The organism is Pseudomonas sp. HN2-3 (assembly GCF_020691745.1).
Lineage (GTDB): Bacteria > Pseudomonadota > Gammaproteobacteria > Pseudomonadales > Pseudomonadaceae > Aquipseudomonas > Aquipseudomonas capeferrum.
Window position 1 is genome coordinate 5,516,880 of the sequence record NZ_CP085704.1, and the last position, 14,773, is coordinate 5,531,652.

General features: G+C 62.0%; 14 protein-coding genes. 9 read left to right on the forward strand and 5 right to left on the reverse strand.

What is annotated here, in order from left to right; translation table 11 throughout:
• Positions 1 to 107 precede the first annotated feature (107 nt).
• Positions 108 to 1,562 carry a tRNA uracil 4-sulfurtransferase ThiI gene (thiI, locus tag LJX93_RS25010; protein WP_033701961.1) on the reverse strand — a complete coding sequence of 485 codons (1,455 nt, stop codon included), beginning with the start codon at positions 1,560 to 1,562 and terminating at the stop codon, positions 108 to 110.
• Positions 1,563 to 2,034: 472 nt separating this feature from the next.
• Here thiI and glnA point away from each other — a divergent pair, with 472 nt between their 5' ends.
• The 4 genes from glnA to ntrC all read left to right on the forward strand — a co-directional run bounded on the left by glnA (position 2,035) and on the right by ntrC (position 6,918).
• The gene (gene glnA, locus LJX93_RS25015) at positions 2,035 to 3,441 is read left to right on the forward strand and encodes a type I glutamate--ammonia ligase (RefSeq protein WP_033701962.1); all 1,407 of its coding nucleotides are present in this window, start codon (positions 2,035 to 2,037) and stop codon (positions 3,439 to 3,441) included.
• A 148-nt stretch (positions 3,442 to 3,589) separates the two neighbouring features.
• Positions 3,590 to 4,132 carry a chorismate mutase gene (locus tag LJX93_RS25020; RefSeq protein ID WP_227696510.1) on the forward strand — a complete coding sequence of 181 codons (543 nt, stop codon included), beginning with the start codon at positions 3,590 to 3,592 and terminating at the stop codon, positions 4,130 to 4,132.
• 267 nt (positions 4,133 to 4,399) lie between these two features.
• Positions 4,400 to 5,485: a nitrogen regulation protein NR(II) gene (gene glnL, locus LJX93_RS25025; protein ID WP_033701964.1), complete on the forward strand. Its 1,086-nt coding sequence runs from the start codon at positions 4,400 to 4,402 to the stop codon at positions 5,483 to 5,485.
• A complete protein-coding gene (ntrC, locus tag LJX93_RS25030) occupies positions 5,482 to 6,918 on the forward strand; it encodes a nitrogen regulation protein NR(I) (protein WP_033701965.1) in 1,437 nt (478 codons plus the stop codon). The genes glnL and ntrC overlap by 4 nt, the downstream gene beginning before the upstream one ends.
• A gap of 298 nt (positions 6,919 to 7,216) precedes the next feature.
• On the opposite strand, the gene LJX93_RS25035 is transcribed toward ntrC, so the two are convergent.
• Positions 7,217 to 7,654 (reverse strand): hypothetical protein, encoded by a 438-nt coding sequence (locus tag LJX93_RS25035; protein WP_047582213.1) that lies wholly within the window; start codon positions 7,652 to 7,654, stop codon positions 7,217 to 7,219.
• On the opposite strand from LJX93_RS25035, the gene trmL reads away from it, so the two are divergent.
• Positions 7,653 to 8,114, forward strand: a complete 462-nt coding sequence (gene trmL / locus LJX93_RS25040; RefSeq protein WP_033701968.1) for a tRNA (uridine(34)/cytosine(34)/5-carboxymethylaminomethyluridine(34)-2'-O)-methyltransferase TrmL — start codon at positions 7,653 to 7,655, stop codon at positions 8,112 to 8,114. The two genes, LJX93_RS25035 and trmL, sit on opposite strands and share 2 nt — an antisense overlap.
• Before the next feature lie 88 nt (positions 8,115 to 8,202).
• On the opposite strand, the gene secB is transcribed toward trmL, so the two are convergent.
• Genes secB through LJX93_RS25055 form a run of 3 tightly spaced genes read right to left on the reverse strand, consistent with a single transcriptional unit; the run spans position 8,203 to position 9,397 of the window.
• The gene (secB, locus tag LJX93_RS25045) at positions 8,203 to 8,688 is read right to left on the reverse strand and encodes a protein-export chaperone SecB (protein WP_033701969.1); all 486 of its coding nucleotides are present in this window, start codon (positions 8,686 to 8,688) and stop codon (positions 8,203 to 8,205) included.
• A 39-nt stretch (positions 8,689 to 8,727) separates the two neighbouring features.
• Entirely contained in the window at positions 8,728 to 8,982 is a 255-nt protein-coding gene (grxC, locus tag LJX93_RS25050) for a glutaredoxin 3 (protein ID WP_033701970.1), read from the reverse strand.
• A 1-nt stretch (position 8,983) separates the two neighbouring features.
• A complete protein-coding gene (locus LJX93_RS25055; protein WP_033701972.1) occupies positions 8,984 to 9,397 on the reverse strand; it encodes a rhodanese-like domain-containing protein in 414 nt (137 codons plus the stop codon).
• 206 nt (positions 9,398 to 9,603) lie between these two features.
• Here LJX93_RS25055 and gpmI point away from each other — a divergent pair, with 206 nt between their 5' ends.
• The 4 genes from gpmI to LJX93_RS25075 all read left to right on the forward strand — a co-directional run bounded on the left by gpmI (position 9,604) and on the right by LJX93_RS25075 (position 14,769).
• Positions 9,604 to 11,139: a 2,3-bisphosphoglycerate-independent phosphoglycerate mutase gene (gpmI, locus tag LJX93_RS25060; RefSeq protein ID WP_156310485.1), complete on the forward strand. Its 1,536-nt coding sequence runs from the start codon at positions 9,604 to 9,606 to the stop codon at positions 11,137 to 11,139.
• A gap of 140 nt (positions 11,140 to 11,279) precedes the next feature.
• Positions 11,280 to 12,584: a murein hydrolase activator EnvC family protein gene (locus LJX93_RS25065; protein ID WP_033701975.1), complete on the forward strand. Its 1,305-nt coding sequence runs from the start codon at positions 11,280 to 11,282 to the stop codon at positions 12,582 to 12,584.
• Positions 12,585 to 12,676: 92 nt separating this feature from the next.
• Positions 12,677 to 13,993, forward strand: coding sequence for a S41 family peptidase (locus LJX93_RS25070; protein ID WP_033701976.1), 1,317 nt, complete (start codon positions 12,677 to 12,679; stop codon positions 13,991 to 13,993).
• Positions 13,994 to 14,001: 8 nt separating this feature from the next.
• Positions 14,002 to 14,769: a divergent polysaccharide deacetylase family protein gene (locus tag LJX93_RS25075; RefSeq protein WP_156310487.1), complete on the forward strand. Its 768-nt coding sequence runs from the start codon at positions 14,002 to 14,004 to the stop codon at positions 14,767 to 14,769.
• Positions 14,770 to 14,773 lie beyond the last annotated feature (4 nt).

Here is a 14,773-nt window from a genome sequence, read left to right on the forward strand (position 1 = left end):
TTCGGTTGCCGCCTAGTCTAGGCGACCAATATGTAAGGTATAAGGCTCAGCAGGGCCGGCGGTCGGGAGGGCGATGGCGGATGCTGCCGCCATACAGCCCTGGCGTCTTATGCCGGACGATAAACACGCACATTGGCATGTCCCTCACTGAGCAGGTGGTGTGCGTGCAGACGGCTCATCACACCCTTGTCGCAATACAGCAGGTACTGGCGAGTTTCATCCAGCTGCTTGAAGCGACTATTGATTGCATAAAACGGCATCACCTGAACTTCGACGCCCTCGATCACCAAGGGTTCGTCTTCCTGTGCATCGGGGTGACGGATGTCGATGACGATCTGGCCAGGCAGCGCTTCGCGAACTTCTTCTACCTCGATGTCTTTGCCCAGCTCGTCGATCACGTGGTCGATCGAGATGAACTTGGCGCGTTCGAGGGCGCGCTCCAGCACGGCCATGTCGAATTGCTTTTCTTCATGCTCCATGCGGTGGCGCTTGGCGTGGGTGGTCGGGTTTACCGAGATCACGCCGCAGTATTCAGGCATGTGCTTGGCGAAATCGGCGGTGCCGATTTCGGTGGCTTGGTCGATGATGTCCTGCTTGTGGCTGGCCAGCAGCGGGCGCAGTACCAGCTTGTCGGTCGCCGAGTCGATGATCGACAGGTTCGGCAAGGTCTGGCTGGAGACCTGGGAAATCGCCTCGCCGGTGACCAGCGCTTCGATCTGCAGGCGGTCGGCCATATGGGCAGCGCCGCGCAACATCATGCGCTTGAGGGTCACGCCCATGTAGCTGTTGTCGACCTTGTTGAGAATCTCGCCGACCACTTCTTCAAACGGCACGCTGATGAACAGCACGCGCTGGCTGCTGCCGTACTTCTTCCACAGGTAGTGGGCCACTTCCATCACGCCCAGCTCGTGGGCACGGCCGCCGAGGTTGAAGAAGCAGAAGTGGGTCATCAGGCCACGGCGCATCATCTGGTAGGCCGCCACGGTGGAATCGAAGCCACCCGACATCAGTACCAGGGTTTGCTCCAGGGCGCCCAGCGGGTAGCCGCCGATGCCCTGGTGCTGGTTGTGGATCACGTACAGGCGCTGGTTGCGGATTTCGATGCGCACCAGGACTTCCGGGTTCTTCAGCTCGATGCCGGCGGCGCCGCACTGCTGGCGCAGCTGGCTGCCGACGTAGCGGTCGACGTCCATCGAAGTGAAGTCATGGTGGCCGCCGCGCTTGCAGCGCACGGCAAAGTGCTTGCCCGCGAGCAGATGACCGAAGTGCTGCTTGCACTTCTCGACGATGTCGTCGAAGTCGCCGAGCGGGTATTCCTCTACCTGCAGGAAGTGGGTGATACCCGGGGTGCAGGTGAGGCGCTCGATCATCTCGCGCTGGACCTTTTCGTCCTCGACGCGGGTGACCACTTCGAGATTATCCCAGACACCATCGACCGCGAGCTCAGGATCGAGATCCTTGAGCACGTTGCGGATGTTCTTGCCGAGCTGACGGATGAAGCGCTTGCGCACCGGCCGGCTCTTGATGGTGATTTCTGGGAAGACTTTGACGATAAGTTTCATTGGTTAACAGCGCGCGCAGGGCCTGCCGAAAATGAGGGGCGCGAATTATAGCGGAAATTGCTCAGGATTTGACCAACTTTTGTACAGAAGGTTTGCCGATGTGGCCAGAGTCAGTATTTGCGCCGCCTGCCCCGGGCCTTTCGCGGGTACACCTACCCCCGCAGGGGTGGATTTGGCCTGTGGCAGCGGCTTTACCCGTCAACAGGCCCTCAAACAAAGCACCACCCTCCAGCAGCGCACCAACATGGTGCAACAAGATGTTTTCTTGCCTCTAATGGGTGCGTTTTTCAGTCATCAACCCTAAGTTAATGCCCGCAAACGCCCCCTTTTATCCCGCCCTCGCCATTTTCGGGCACTGGCATGCAATTTGCTCCCTTGTGAGGCAGGTAAGCTTGGCCGACTATCCGCGCCCGGCAACACCCCTTTTTCCAGGGCAGCGGCCCACCGCGCTCTAGACCATCCGGAGGACAACATGTCGAAGTCGGTTCAACTCATCAAAGATCATGACGTCAAGTGGATTGATCTGCGTTTCACGGACACCAAAGGCATTCAGCACCACGTGACCATGCCAGCGCGTGACGCTCTGGACGAAGACTTCTTCGAAGTCGGCAAGATGTTCGACGGTTCCTCCATCGCTGGCTGGAAAGGCATCGAAGCTTCCGACATGATCCTGATGCCGGTCGACGACACCGCCGTGCTGGACCCGTTCACCGAAGAGCCGACCCTGATCATCACCTGCGACATCGTCGACCCGTCGAGCATGCAGGGCTACGATCGCGACCCGCGCGGCATCGCCAAGCGCGCCGAAGAGTACCTCAAGAGCACCGGCATCGGTGACACCGTATTCGCAGGCCCGGAGCCTGAGTTCTTCATCTTCGACGAAGTGAAGTTCCACTCGGACATCTCCGGCTCGATGTTCAAGATCTTCTCCGAGCAAGGCTCGTGGATGACCGGCGCTGACGTGGAAGGCGGCAACAAAGGCCACCGTCCAGGCGTGAAAGGCGGCTACTTCCCAGTCCCGCCGTTCGACCACGACCACGAAATCCGTACTGCCATGTGCAACGCACTGGAAGAAATGGGCCAGACCGTTGAAGTTCACCACCACGAAGTGGCGACTGCCGGCCAGAACGAAATCGGCGTCAAGTTCAACACCCTGGTGAAGAAAGCTGACGAAGTACAGGCCCTGAAATACGTCGTGCACAACGTTGCCGACGCTTACGGCCGTACCGCCACCTTCATGCCTAAGCCGCTGTACGGCGACAACGGCTCGGGCATGCACGTACACATGTCGATCTGGAAAGACGGCAAGAACACCTTCTCGGGTGAAGGCTATGCCGGCCTGTCCGACACCGCCCTGTACTTCATCGGCGGTATCATCAAGCACGGTAAGGCCCTGAACGGCTTCACCAACCCGTCGACCAACTCCTACAAGCGTCTGGTCCCAGGTTTCGAAGCCCCGGTCATGCTGGCCTACTCGGCGCGCAACCGTTCCGCCTCGATCCGCATTCCTTACGTCGGCAGCCCGAAGGCCCGTCGTATCGAAGCGCGCTTCCCGGACCCATCGGCCAACCCGTACCTGGCCTTCGCGGCCCTGCTGATGGCTGGCCTGGACGGCATCCAGAACAAGATCCACCCAGGCGATGCTGCCGACAAGAACCTGTACGACCTGCCGCCTGAAGAGGCCAAGGACATCCCGCAGGTTTGTGGCAGCCTGAAAGAAGCCCTGGAAGAGCTGGACAAAGGCCGTGCGTTCCTGACCAAGGGCGGCGTGTTCTCCGACGACTTCATCGATGCCTTCATCGAGCTGAAGAGCGAAGAAGAGATCAAGGTCCGTACCTTCGTACACCCGCTGGAATATGAGCTGTACTACAGCTGCTGATCTGATTGGCGCCTGGCGCCGATGACATCACCAAGACGGCCTCCTTCGGGAGGCCGTTTTTGTTTATCGCTGGCCAAATCAGACACCTCCTACAAGCAGAACCTGACCGACTACGCACAATCAAGTCTCCATCAATAAGGAGAACACCATGCGCCTTGTCATCCCTTCGCTCTGCTGCTCGCTCGTACTCCTCGGCTGCAGCGTTGCCACGCCCTCCCAACCTGAATTCCACCCACTGCTTGCCCATATCGAGCACCGCCTGGACCTGGCAAGCTCGGTTGCGCGGCACAAGTGGGATCACCACTTGCCGGTAGAGGCGCCTGAACGCGAAAGACAGGTCATCACCCGTGTTCGTCAACACGCTGACAGCTATGACATCAATGCTGATCGTGCCGCCGCCTTCTTCAACGACCAGATAGAGGCCAACAAACTCATTCAGTACGCTTTGCTCGACCGCTGGACCCTACGGGGACAAAGGCCGCCAACTGAGGCCCTGGACCTGATTGATCAACTGCGCCCACGCCTGGACAAACTGCAGGCCACCCTGCTGTTCGAACTGGGCCGATTTGACCGACACCCCCCGGCCGATTGCGCGCGCAAACTTGCTGATGCCTTGATCAGCCATACCAACGACCCGTTACGCCACCTGGCCATGGTTCGCGCTACCGGGCAGCTGTGCCCTAAACGCTGAACACAGCAATGCTCTATATTGGTGCATAACAGCTACGAGTGCTCTGTCCTGCGGCCCAAAACGGGTCGTAATGAGCGCTCGAACAGCGCTTTCTGGTCCGAATAAGCGCAAACCCAGGGCTTTCTCAGGTAAATCCGCTTCTTTTCGGAGCCTTGGTTTGTTTCTTGCATTTCTTGAAAGCACAGAGTCTCGCATCAGCGGATCCACAGCGCGCCCAGCTCTGGCCACTTCTGCCAGGCAAGCGCAAAAAGAGGTCAACGACGCCTTATGACCATCAGCGATGCACAGCACCGTCTGCTTCTGGACAACCTGACCACTGCCACGCTCCTGCTCAATGCCGAGCTGCGCCTGGAGTACATGAACCCGGCCGCGGAAATGCTGTTGGCCGTCAGCGGCCAGCGCAGCCACGGGCAGTTCATCAGCGAGTTGTTCACCGAATCGACAGAAGCGCTCAGCTCATTGCGCCAAGCGGTCGAGCAGGCGCACCCGTTCACCAAGCGCGAAGCGCAACTGACCTCGCTGACCGGGCAGACCATCACCGTCGATTACGCCGTCACCCCCATTCTGCACCAGGGCCAGACCCTACTGCTGCTGGAGGTGCACCCGCGCGACCGGCTGCTGCGCATCACCAAGGAAGAGGCCCAGCTGAGCAAGCAGGAAACCACCAAAATGCTGGTGCGTGGCCTGGCACACGAAATCAAGAACCCACTCGGCGGCATCCGCGGCGCGGCGCAACTGTTGGCCCGCGAGCTACCCGAAGACGGCCTGCGCGACTACACCAACGTGATCATCGAAGAAGCCGACCGGCTGCGTAACCTGGTCGACCGCATGCTCGGCTCGAACAAGCTGCCCTCGCTGGCCATGACCAACATTCACGAAGTGCTGGAGCGGGTCTGCAGCCTGGTGGAGGCCGAAAGCCAGGGGTGCATCACATTGGTGCGCGACTATGACCCGAGCCTGCCGGATGTGCTGATCGACCGCGAGCAGATGATCCAGGCGGTGCTCAACATCGTGCGCAACGCCATGCAGGCGATCAGCTCGCAGAACGAGCTGCGCCTGGGCCGCATCACCTTGCGCAGCCGTGCCCTGCGCCAGTTCACCATCGGCCACGTGCGGCATCGCTTGGTGGCACGGGTCGAGATCATCGACAACGGCCCGGGCATCCCGTCGGAACTGCAAGACACCCTCTTCTATCCCATGGTCAGTGGCCGCCCGGACGGTACCGGGCTGGGCCTGGCCATCACCCAGAACATCATCAGCCAGCACCAGGGCTTGATCGAATGTGAAAGCCATGCAGGCCACACCGCCTTTTCGATCTACCTGCCTCTGGAACAAGGAGCCACCGCCTCATGAGCCGAAGTGAAACCGTATGGATCGTCGACGATGATCGCTCCATCCGCTGGGTCCTGGAAAAAGCCCTGCAACAAGAAGGCATGACCACCCAGAGCTTCGACAGCGCCGATGGCGTCATGGGCCGCCTGGCACGCCAGCAACCGGATGTGATCATTTCCGATATCCGCATGCCCGGTACCAGTGGCCTCGATCTGCTGGCCCAGATTCGCGAGCAGCACCCGCGCCTGCCGGTCATCATCATGACCGCCCATTCCGACCTCGACAGCGCCGTGGCCTCCTACCAGGGCGGTGCCTTCGAATACCTGCCCAAACCGTTCGACGTCGACGAGGCGGTGTCGCTGGTCAAGCGCGCCAATCAGCATGCCCAGGAGCAGCAAGGCCTGGATGTACCGCAGGCCTTGGCCCGCACGCCGGAGATCATCGGCGAAGCGCCGGCGATGCAGGAGGTGTTCCGCGCGATCGGGCGCCTGAGCCACTCCAACATCACGGTACTGATCAACGGCGAGTCCGGCACCGGCAAGGAGCTGGTGGCCCATGCGCTGCACCGGCACAGCCCGCGTGCGGCGTCACCGTTCATTGCCCTGAACATGGCAGCCATCCCCAAGGACCTGATGGAGTCCGAGCTGTTCGGCCACGAGAAAGGGGCCTTCACCGGTGCCGCCAACCTGCGCCGCGGCCGCTTCGAGCAGGCCGATGGCGGCACGCTGTTTCTCGACGAGATCGGCGACATGCCCGCCGATACCCAGACCCGCCTGCTGCGGGTACTGGCCGATGGCGAGTTTTACCGGGTTGGCGGCCACGTGCCGGTCAAGGTCGATGTGCGCATCATTGCCGCCACCCACCAGAACCTGGAATCGCTGGTGCAGGCGGGCAAGTTCCGCGAGGACTTGTTCCACCGCCTCAACGTGATCCGCATTCATATACCGCGCCTGGCCGACCGCCGCGAAGACATCCCCGCCCTCGCCCGCCACTTCCTCGCCCGCGCGGCCCAGGAGCTGGCCGTGGAGCCGAAGCTGCTGAAGCCGGAGACCGAAGAGTTCATCCGCAACCTGCCGTGGCCGGGCAACGTGCGGCAGATGGAAAACACCTGCCGCTGGATCACCGTGATGGCCTCCAGCCGTGAAGTGCTGATTGGTGACCTGCCGCCAGAGCTACTGAACCTGCCGCAGGACGCGGCCCCCGTGACCAATTGGGAGCAGGCGCTGCGCCAGTGGGCCGACCAGGCATTGGCCCGGGGCCAGACCAATCTGCTCGACAGTGCGGTGCCCAGCTTTGAACGGATCATGATCGAGACCGCGCTCAAGCATACCGCCGGGCGGCGCAGGGATGCGGCGCTTCTGCTGGGCTGGGGGCGCAATACCTTGACGCGCAAGATCAAGGAGCTGGGGATGAATGTCGCCGGCGGAGATGATGACGACAGCGAAGAGCATTGAGTCATAGGTAGGCCATGACATCCGGGGGCTGCTTTGCAGCCCCCAACATTTTAAGCCCCATGCACCGATCCTGTGCCCCCTGCACCGCCCGAAGGCACAAAACCCCTCAAAACTTGGCAAAAAAGCCCTGAAAGCCAATGTTTCCGGGTTTTGCAAAACTGGCACGCCCCCTGCAATAAGTACTGTATCTCCCAGTTTCGGGGTCCTCGGTACAGGCAGGCCGGGAAAACCCCACTTTTATTTGCAGCAGCGCAAGTTTTGGGGACCCTGGTACAGGCAGGCCGGGACATCCCCTCTTTTATTCGTGCAGCCTCACCTGCACACGCCAACGCCCAGCGTCCTCTGCACCGGCCCATTCACCGTGCAGGGGGCGCGCGGCAACCACCGTCAGCAACAAGCCTTCCTCGCTTTTCTGCACGCGCCAGCCGACCGGTTTGCCCTGCAGGTACAATTGCCCTCGCTGGGCCTTGCCCTGGGCCTCGAACAGCACCGCAACCGTCCCTTCAACGTTTTCGCCGTGCAGCTTGGGTTCTTCGTTGAACCACAGGTCGAGCCCGTCCTGCACCACCACGACCTGCTCCAGCACCCGCTCATCAGGGGTGGTCAGGCGGCCGATCATCAGGCCCACCATCAGGCCGACAATGGCCAGCGAAAGCATTACCCGCGGGAAGGCCTTCGAACGCAGGTCCGGTTCAGGGGTAGAATGCTCGTCATCTTCACGCCTGGAGCCGTGCATGTTTCACGTCATCCTTTTTCAACCAGAAATTCCGCCGAATACCGGCAACATCATTCGCCTGTGCGCCAACAGCGGTTGCGACCTGCACCTGATCGAGCCCATCAGCTTCGAGCTGGATGACAAGCGCCTGCGCAGGGCGGGGCTGGACTACCACGAGTATGCCACGCTCAAGCGCCACGAGAGCCTGGCTGGATGCCTGGAAAGCCTGGGCAACCCTCGGCTGTTCGCCTTCACCACCAAGGGCTCGCACCCCTTCCATGAAGTCACCTACCAGCCGGGCGATGCCTTCCTGTTTGGCCCTGAAAGCCGTGGGCTGCCGGCCGAGGTGCTGGACAGCCTGCCCGCCGAGCAGCGCCTGCGCCTGCCAATGCGGCCGGGGTGCCGCAGCCTGAACCTGTCCAACACCGTGGCGGTTACGGTGTATGAGGCGTGGCGCCAGAATGGGTTTGCCGGGAGCTGATCCATCGCCTGTGCCGGCCTCTTGGCGGATAAACCCGCTCACACAAAAAAGGCGACCTCGAAGGTCGCCTTTTTACAACCGGGCAGCGTTACTGAACGGTCGGAGTTTCGCCAGTTTCCTGCATACGCTGCAGCTCTTGCGCGTACAGGGCGTCGAAGTTGACCGGGGACAGCATCAGTGCCGGGAACGAACCACGGGTCACCAGGCTGTCCAGGGTCTCACGGGCGTAAGGGAACAGGATGTTCGGGCAGAACGCGCCGAGGGTGTGGCTCATCGAAGCCGCGTCGAGGTTGGCGATCAGGAAGATGCCGGCCTGCTGCACTTCGGCGATGAAGGCCACTTCGTCACCGTTCTTGACGGTAACCGACAGGGTCAGCACCACCTCGTGGAAGTCGCCTTCCAGGGCTTTCTGCTTGGTGTTCAGGTCCAGCGCAACGCTCGGCTCCCACTGCTGGCGGAAGATCTGCGGGCTTTTCGGGGCCTCGAACGACAGGTCACGCACGTAGATACGCTGCAGCGAGAACTGAGGGCTGTTGTCTTCGGCAGCTGCGCCGTTGGTCTGTTGGTCAGTCATGGCAGATCCTTATCCTAATGTTTTTGAATGCAGTGCAAATCAGGCCGCCAGCAGCGCGTCGAGCTTGCCCGCGCGCTCCAGGGCATAGAGGTCATCGCATCCACCGACATGGGTACTGCCGATCCAGATCTGCGGCACCGAAGTACGGCCGGCCTTCTGACTCATTTCGGCACGAACCTGCGGCTTGCCATCGACCTTGATTTCCTCGAACGCAATGCCCTTGCTCTCGAGCAGGTACTTGGCGCGCATGCAGTAGGGGCAGTAGTCGCTGGAATAAACGATGACGGGCTTCATATCACTTCACCAGGGGCAGGTTATCGGCTTTCCAGCTGGAAACGCCACCGCTCAGCTTGGCAGCGGTGAAACCAGCCTTGAGCAGTTCGCGGCAGAGCGTGCCGGACTGCTGGCCCATCGCATCGACGATGATCAGGGTCTTCTCTTTGTGTTTTTCCAGCTCGGCCATGCGGCTGACCAGTTTGTCTTGCGGGATGTTCACCGCACCGACGATGTGGCCCGCGGCATACTCCTTGGAGGTGCGGATGTCGATGACCAAGGCCTTGTCGGCGTTGACCAGGGCAGTCAGCTGGCCATTGCTCAGGCTCTGGCCGCCACGGCGGACTTCATTGATGAGCAACAGGACCAGCAGAACAACGAAGATCGCAACCAGGATGTAGTGATCTGTCGCGAATTGAATCAGGTGAGCAACCATCAGCGGTGTTCCAGGCGATTGAAAATGCCGGCCAGTATACACAGCCCCCCAGTGCCACCAAAGCCCGACCGGCCGGCCGGAAAAGCACCTTGGCCCTGTCAGCGTGGCCGCGCCGGTCGGGGGATAGGACGAATATTCGCCGCTGATGGCGCATTTGCCCTAAAATGCGTGTCTTTATCATCTTTGAACAACCGTGAGTTTGATTGATGACGAGTACGCCCAAACCCCTGGTCCTGATCATCCTGGATGGATTCGGCCACAGCGAAAGCCCCGAATACAACGCCATCTTTGCCGCCAACACACCGGTCTATGACCGCCTGCGCGCCACACGGCCGCATGGCCTGATTTCCGGTTCAGGCATGGATGTGGGCCTGCCGGACGGGCAGATGGGCAACTCCGAAGTCGGCCACATGAACCTCGGTGCCGGCCGTGTCGTCTACCAGGACTTCACCCGCGTCACCAAGGCCATTCGTGATGGCGAGTTCTTCAGCAACCCGGTGCTCACCGGCGCGGTGGACAAGGCGGCCGGTGCTGGCAAAGCCGTGCACATCCTCGGCCTGTTGTCCGACGGTGGCGTGCACAGCCACCAGGACCACCTGATTGCCATGGCCGAACTGGCCGCACAGCGTGGCGCCGAAAAAATCTACCTGCACGCCTTCCTCGACGGCCGCGATACGCCGCCACGCAGCGCGCAGTCGTCCATCGAACTGCTCGACACAACCTTTGCCAAGCTCGGCAAGGGCCGCATCGCCAGCCTCATCGGCCGCTACTTCGCGATGGACCGCGACAACCGCTGGGACCGCGTCGCCGCTGCCTACAACCTGATCGTCGACAGCGTTGCCGACTACACGGCAGAAACCGCCCTCGCCGGCCTGGAAGCCGCCTACGCCCGTGAAGAGAACGACGAATTCGTCAAAGCCACGCGCATTGGCGAGGCAGTCAAGGTCGAAGACGGCGACGCGGTGATCTTCATGAACTTCCGCGCTGACCGCGCCCGCGAACTGTCGCGTGCCTTCGTCGAGCCGGACTTCAACGAGTTCCCCCGGGCGCGCCTGCCGAAGATGGCGGCCTATATCGGCCTGACCCAGTACTCGGCAAAAATCCCGGCCCCAGCCGCCTTCGCCCCCTCCAGCCTGAACAACGTACTGGGCGAGTACCTGGCCAAGAACGGCAAGACCCAGCTGCGCATCGCCGAGACCGAGAAGTACGCGCACGTCACGTTCTTCTTCTCCGGTGGCCGCGAAGAGCCGTTCGAAGGCGAAGAGCGCATCCTCATCCCATCGCCGAAGGTCGCCACCTATGACTTGCAGCCGGAGATGAACGCGCCTGTAGTCACCGACCGTATCGTCGAAGCCATCGAGCAGCAGCGTTACGACGTGATCGTGGTCAACTACGCCAACGGCGACATGGTCGGCCACACCGGCGTGTTCGAGGCTGCGGTCAAGGCGGTCGAAGCGCTGGATACCTGTGTCGGGCGTATCGTCGAGGCGCTGGAAAAGGTCGACGGTGAGGCACTGATCACCGCCGACCATGGCAACGTCGAACAGATGGAAGACGAATGCACCGGCCAGGCGCACACCGCCCACACCACCGAGCCGGTACCGTTCATCTATGTTGGCAAGCGCAAGCTCAAGGTTCGCGAAGGCGGCGTGCTGGCCGACGTGGCGCCGACCATGCTGCAACTGCTGGGGCTGGAAAAGCCTGTGGAAATGACCGGCACGTCGATTCTGGTCGATGCCTGATCGGTGTATCGGGGCCGCTTTGCAGCCCCTTTACCGATGAATTCCAGACAAACGCCTCGCCGCATCTGCCGCGAGGCGTTTTTTTTGCAGGCCCGCGCGGGCATACTAGGCCAGTCTCCATCCCTGGTACGCCCAACCCCATGCTTCGCGCCCTGATCCTACTCGCCCTGTCTTGCCTGCTCAGCCCGGCGTTCGCCGATGAGCGTGCGCAGACCCAGCAACAACTGGACGCCACCCGCCAGGACATCGCCGAGCTCAAAAAGATGCTGGGCAAGCTCCAGGAAGAGAAGTCGGGCGTGCAGAAAGACCTCAAGTCCACCGAGACCGACATCGGCGATCTCGAAAAGCAGGTGGAGGCACTGCAACAAGAACTAAAAAAGACCGAGGGCGAGCTGGAGCGCCTTGATACCGAGAAAAAAAAACTCCAGAGCGCCCGCGTTGAACAACAGCGACTGATCGCCATCCAGGCCCGTTCCGCCTACCAGAACGGCCGCGAGGAATACCTCAAGCTGCTGCTCAACCAGCAGAACCCCGAGAAATTCGCCCGCACCCTGACCTATTACGATTACCTGAGCAAGGCGCGCCTGGAACAACTGCGCACCTTCAACGAGACCCTGCGCCAACTGGCCAATGTCGAACAGGACATCGGCCGCCAGCAAGCGCAGTTGCTGGCCCAGCGCGGCGACCTCGACAGCCGCCGCCAGGCGCTCGAAACCGAACGCAGCAAGCGCCAGCAAGTACTGGCCAAGCTCAACAGCGACATGAAAGACCGCGACCAGAAGCTGCAGGCCCGCGAGCAGGACCAGGCCGACCTTGGCAAAGTCCTCAAGACCATCGAGGAAACCCTGGCGCGCCAGGCCCGCGAAGCCGAGGAAGCGCGCAAGAAAGCCCTGCTGGCCCAGCAGGAGGCGGAAAAACGCCGCCAACAGGAAGCCCTGGCTGCCGCCGCCGCACGCAACGATGCCCGCGAAGCCGCAGAGCCACCGAAAAAAGCCCGCACCACCCTTGGCCCGATAGTGTCCAGCGATGGCGCAAACTACGGCGGCGCATTTTCTGCTGCGCGGGGAAAACTTCCGTGGCCCGTCAATGGTCGATTGCTGGCACGCTTCGGCGATGCACGCGGCAGTGACGCCCGCGCCAAATGGGACGGGGTGATGATCAGCGCCAACCCAGGCACTCAAGTACGCGCCGTACACGGCGGCCGTGTGGTGTTTGCCGACTGGTTGCGCGGTGCTGGACTTCTGGTCATTCTCGACCATGGTAATGGTTACCTGAGCCTGTACGGTCACAACCAGAGCCTGCTCAAGAGCGCCGGCGACATCGTCAAGGCCGGCGACGCCATTTCCACCGTGGGTGACAGCGGTGGCCAGGACAGCGCAGGCTTGTACTTCGCCATCCGCCAGCAGGGCCGGCCTACCGACCCTTCACAGTGGTGCAGAGGTTAGGGTTGCAACCCAATTCACCTTTTTACGGCGTAGCCTGAATGCTGCGCCGATGCTCCTCAAGGAGCGCCTACAGGATCAGGAGTTCGTTCGACATGCTGCACTCGCCTCGTCTCACCCAGCTGGCCCTGTCCATCGCCCTGGCGGTCGGTGCGCCCCTGGCCACTGCCGCAGAGCCGGCCAAGCCAGCCGCGGTGCCGGCCACCGAGGTGACGGCCAAGGCGCCGCTGCCGCTGGAGGAGCTGCGCACCTTCGCCGAGGTCATGGACCGCATCAAGGCCGCCTATGTGGAGCCTGTGGACGACAAGACCCTGCTGGAAAACGCCATCAAGGGGATGCTCAGCAACCTGGACCCGCACTCGGCCTACCTTGGCCCCGAAGACTTCCAGGAGCTGCAAGAAAGCACCAGCGGCGAATTCGGTGGCCTGGGCATAGAAGTTGGCCAGGAAGACGGCTTCATCAAGGTGGTCTCGCCTATCGATGACACCCCAGCGTCGCGGGCCGGTGTGCAGGCCGGTGACCTGATCGTCAAGATCAACGGCGCACCGACTCGGGGCCAGACCATGACCGAAGCGGTCGACAAGATGCGCGGCAAGATCGGCGAGAAGATCACCCTGACCCTGGTCCGTGACGGCGGTAACCCGTTCGACGTGACCCTCGCCCGCGCGGTGATCCAGGTCAAGAGCGTGAAGAGCCAACTGCTGGAAAACGACTACGGCTACATCCGTATCACCCAGTTCCAGGTCAAGACCGGTGACGAAGTGGGCAAGGCCCTGGCCAAGCTGCGCAAGGACAACGGCAAGAAATTGCGCGGCGTGGTGCTCGACCTGCGCAACAACCCCGGCGGCGTGCTGCAGTCGGCGGTAGAAGTGGCCGACCACTTCCTGACCAAGGGCCTGATCGTCTACACCAAAGGCCGTATCGCCAACTCCGAACTGCGCTTCTCTGCCGACCCGGCCGATGCCAGTGAAGGCGTACCGCTGGTGGTGCTGATCAACGGCGGCAGCGCTTCGGCTTCGGAAATCGTCGCCGGCGCCCTGCAAGACCAGAAACGTGCGGTGCTGATGGGCACCGACAGCTTCGGCAAAGGCTCGGTGCAAACCGTGCTGCCGCTGGCCAACGATCGCGCCCTGAAGCTCACCACCGCACTGTATTACACCCCTAATGGCCGTTCGATCCAGGCCCAGGGCATCGTGCCCGACATCGAGGTGCGCCCGGCCAAGCTCACCGCCGAGGTCGACACCGACAACTTCAAGGAAGCCGACCTGCAGGGCCACCTGGGCAACGGCAACGGCGGCGCCGACCGCCCGACCGGCAGCAGCAAGCGCAAGGAACGCCCGCAGGATGATGACTTCCAGCTGAGCCAGGCGCTGAGCCTGCTCAAGGGCCTGAACATCACCTCGGGCAAATGATCCAGCCGATGCGCTATCTGCTGTGTCTGCTGTTCTGTGTGTTGGCTGGCGTCGCCCAAGCGGCGCCGACCAACAAGGCCTACATGAGCATCATCATCGACGACCTGGGCCAAAGCAGCGAGCGCGACCACCGCACGCTTGCCCTGCCCGGCCCGGTCACGATGGCGATCATGCCCGACACCCCGCACGCCACCGACTTCGCCCGCCAGGCGCACAAGGCCGGCAAGACGGTGATCCTGCACATGCCCATGGATCCTGCCACCGGCCCATACGCCTGGCACCCCGGCCTGCCGCTGCCCGAACTGGCCAGCCGCCTGGATGCGGCCCTGGCCAAGGTGCCTTACGCCGCCGGCATCAACAACCACATGGGCAGCCGAATGACGGCCCAGCGGGACCCGATGACCTGGCTGATGGGTGAACTGCAACGGCGGCATCTGTTCTTCGTCGATAGCCGTACCAGTGCAGCCACCGTGGCAGCGGCCCAGGCGCAGGCCGTTGGCCTGGCGCACGTTTCGCGTGACGTATTCCTCGATGACGAGCGCTCCGTGGAGGCAATCGACCGCCAGTTGCGCCAGGGGGTTGAGCTTGCACGGCGGCAAGGCTCAGCCGTGTTGATCGGCCACCCCTACCCCCAGACACTGCAGGTGCTGGAACGCGAACTGCCCCGGCTGAAGGCTGAAGGCATCGTGCTGATCGGCCTTACGCAGATGATCGCCGAGCGTGGCAACCAGGCCATGCCTGCCCACGGCAAGCATGGCCGTTACAGCAACCGCTGAGCCC

Coding starts and splice junctions, on each gene's coding strand:
- grxC (WP_033701970.1), bottom strand. CDS start 8,982: ATGAAGCCCGTCATCGTTTATTCCAGCGACTACTGCCCCTACTGCATG.
- LJX93_RS25065 (WP_033701975.1), top strand. CDS start 11,280: ATGCTTCGCGCCCTGATCCTACTCGCCCTGTCTTGCCTGCTCAGCCCG.
- glnL (WP_033701964.1), top strand. CDS start 4,400: ATGACCATCAGCGATGCACAGCACCGTCTGCTTCTGGACAACCTGACC.
- ntrC (WP_033701965.1), top strand. CDS start 5,482: ATGAGCCGAAGTGAAACCGTATGGATCGTCGACGATGATCGCTCCATC.
- gpmI (WP_156310485.1), top strand. CDS start 9,604: ATGACGAGTACGCCCAAACCCCTGGTCCTGATCATCCTGGATGGATTC.
- secB (WP_033701969.1), bottom strand. CDS start 8,688: ATGACTGACCAACAGACCAACGGCGCAGCTGCCGAAGACAACAGCCCT.
- LJX93_RS25055 (WP_033701972.1), bottom strand. CDS start 9,397: ATGGTTGCTCACCTGATTCAATTCGCGACAGATCACTACATCCTGGTT.
- LJX93_RS25035 (WP_047582213.1), bottom strand. CDS start 7,654: ATGCACGGCTCCAGGCGTGAAGATGACGAGCATTCTACCCCTGAACCG.
- LJX93_RS25075 (WP_156310487.1), top strand. CDS start 14,002: ATGCGCTATCTGCTGTGTCTGCTGTTCTGTGTGTTGGCTGGCGTCGCC.
- trmL (WP_033701968.1), top strand. CDS start 7,653: ATGTTTCACGTCATCCTTTTTCAACCAGAAATTCCGCCGAATACCGGC.
- thiI (WP_033701961.1), bottom strand. CDS start 1,562: ATGAAACTTATCGTCAAAGTCTTCCCAGAAATCACCATCAAGAGCCGG.
- glnA (WP_033701962.1), top strand. CDS start 2,035: ATGTCGAAGTCGGTTCAACTCATCAAAGATCATGACGTCAAGTGGATT.
- LJX93_RS25070 (WP_033701976.1), top strand. CDS start 12,677: ATGCTGCACTCGCCTCGTCTCACCCAGCTGGCCCTGTCCATCGCCCTG.
- LJX93_RS25020 (WP_227696510.1), top strand. CDS start 3,590: ATGCGCCTTGTCATCCCTTCGCTCTGCTGCTCGCTCGTACTCCTCGGC.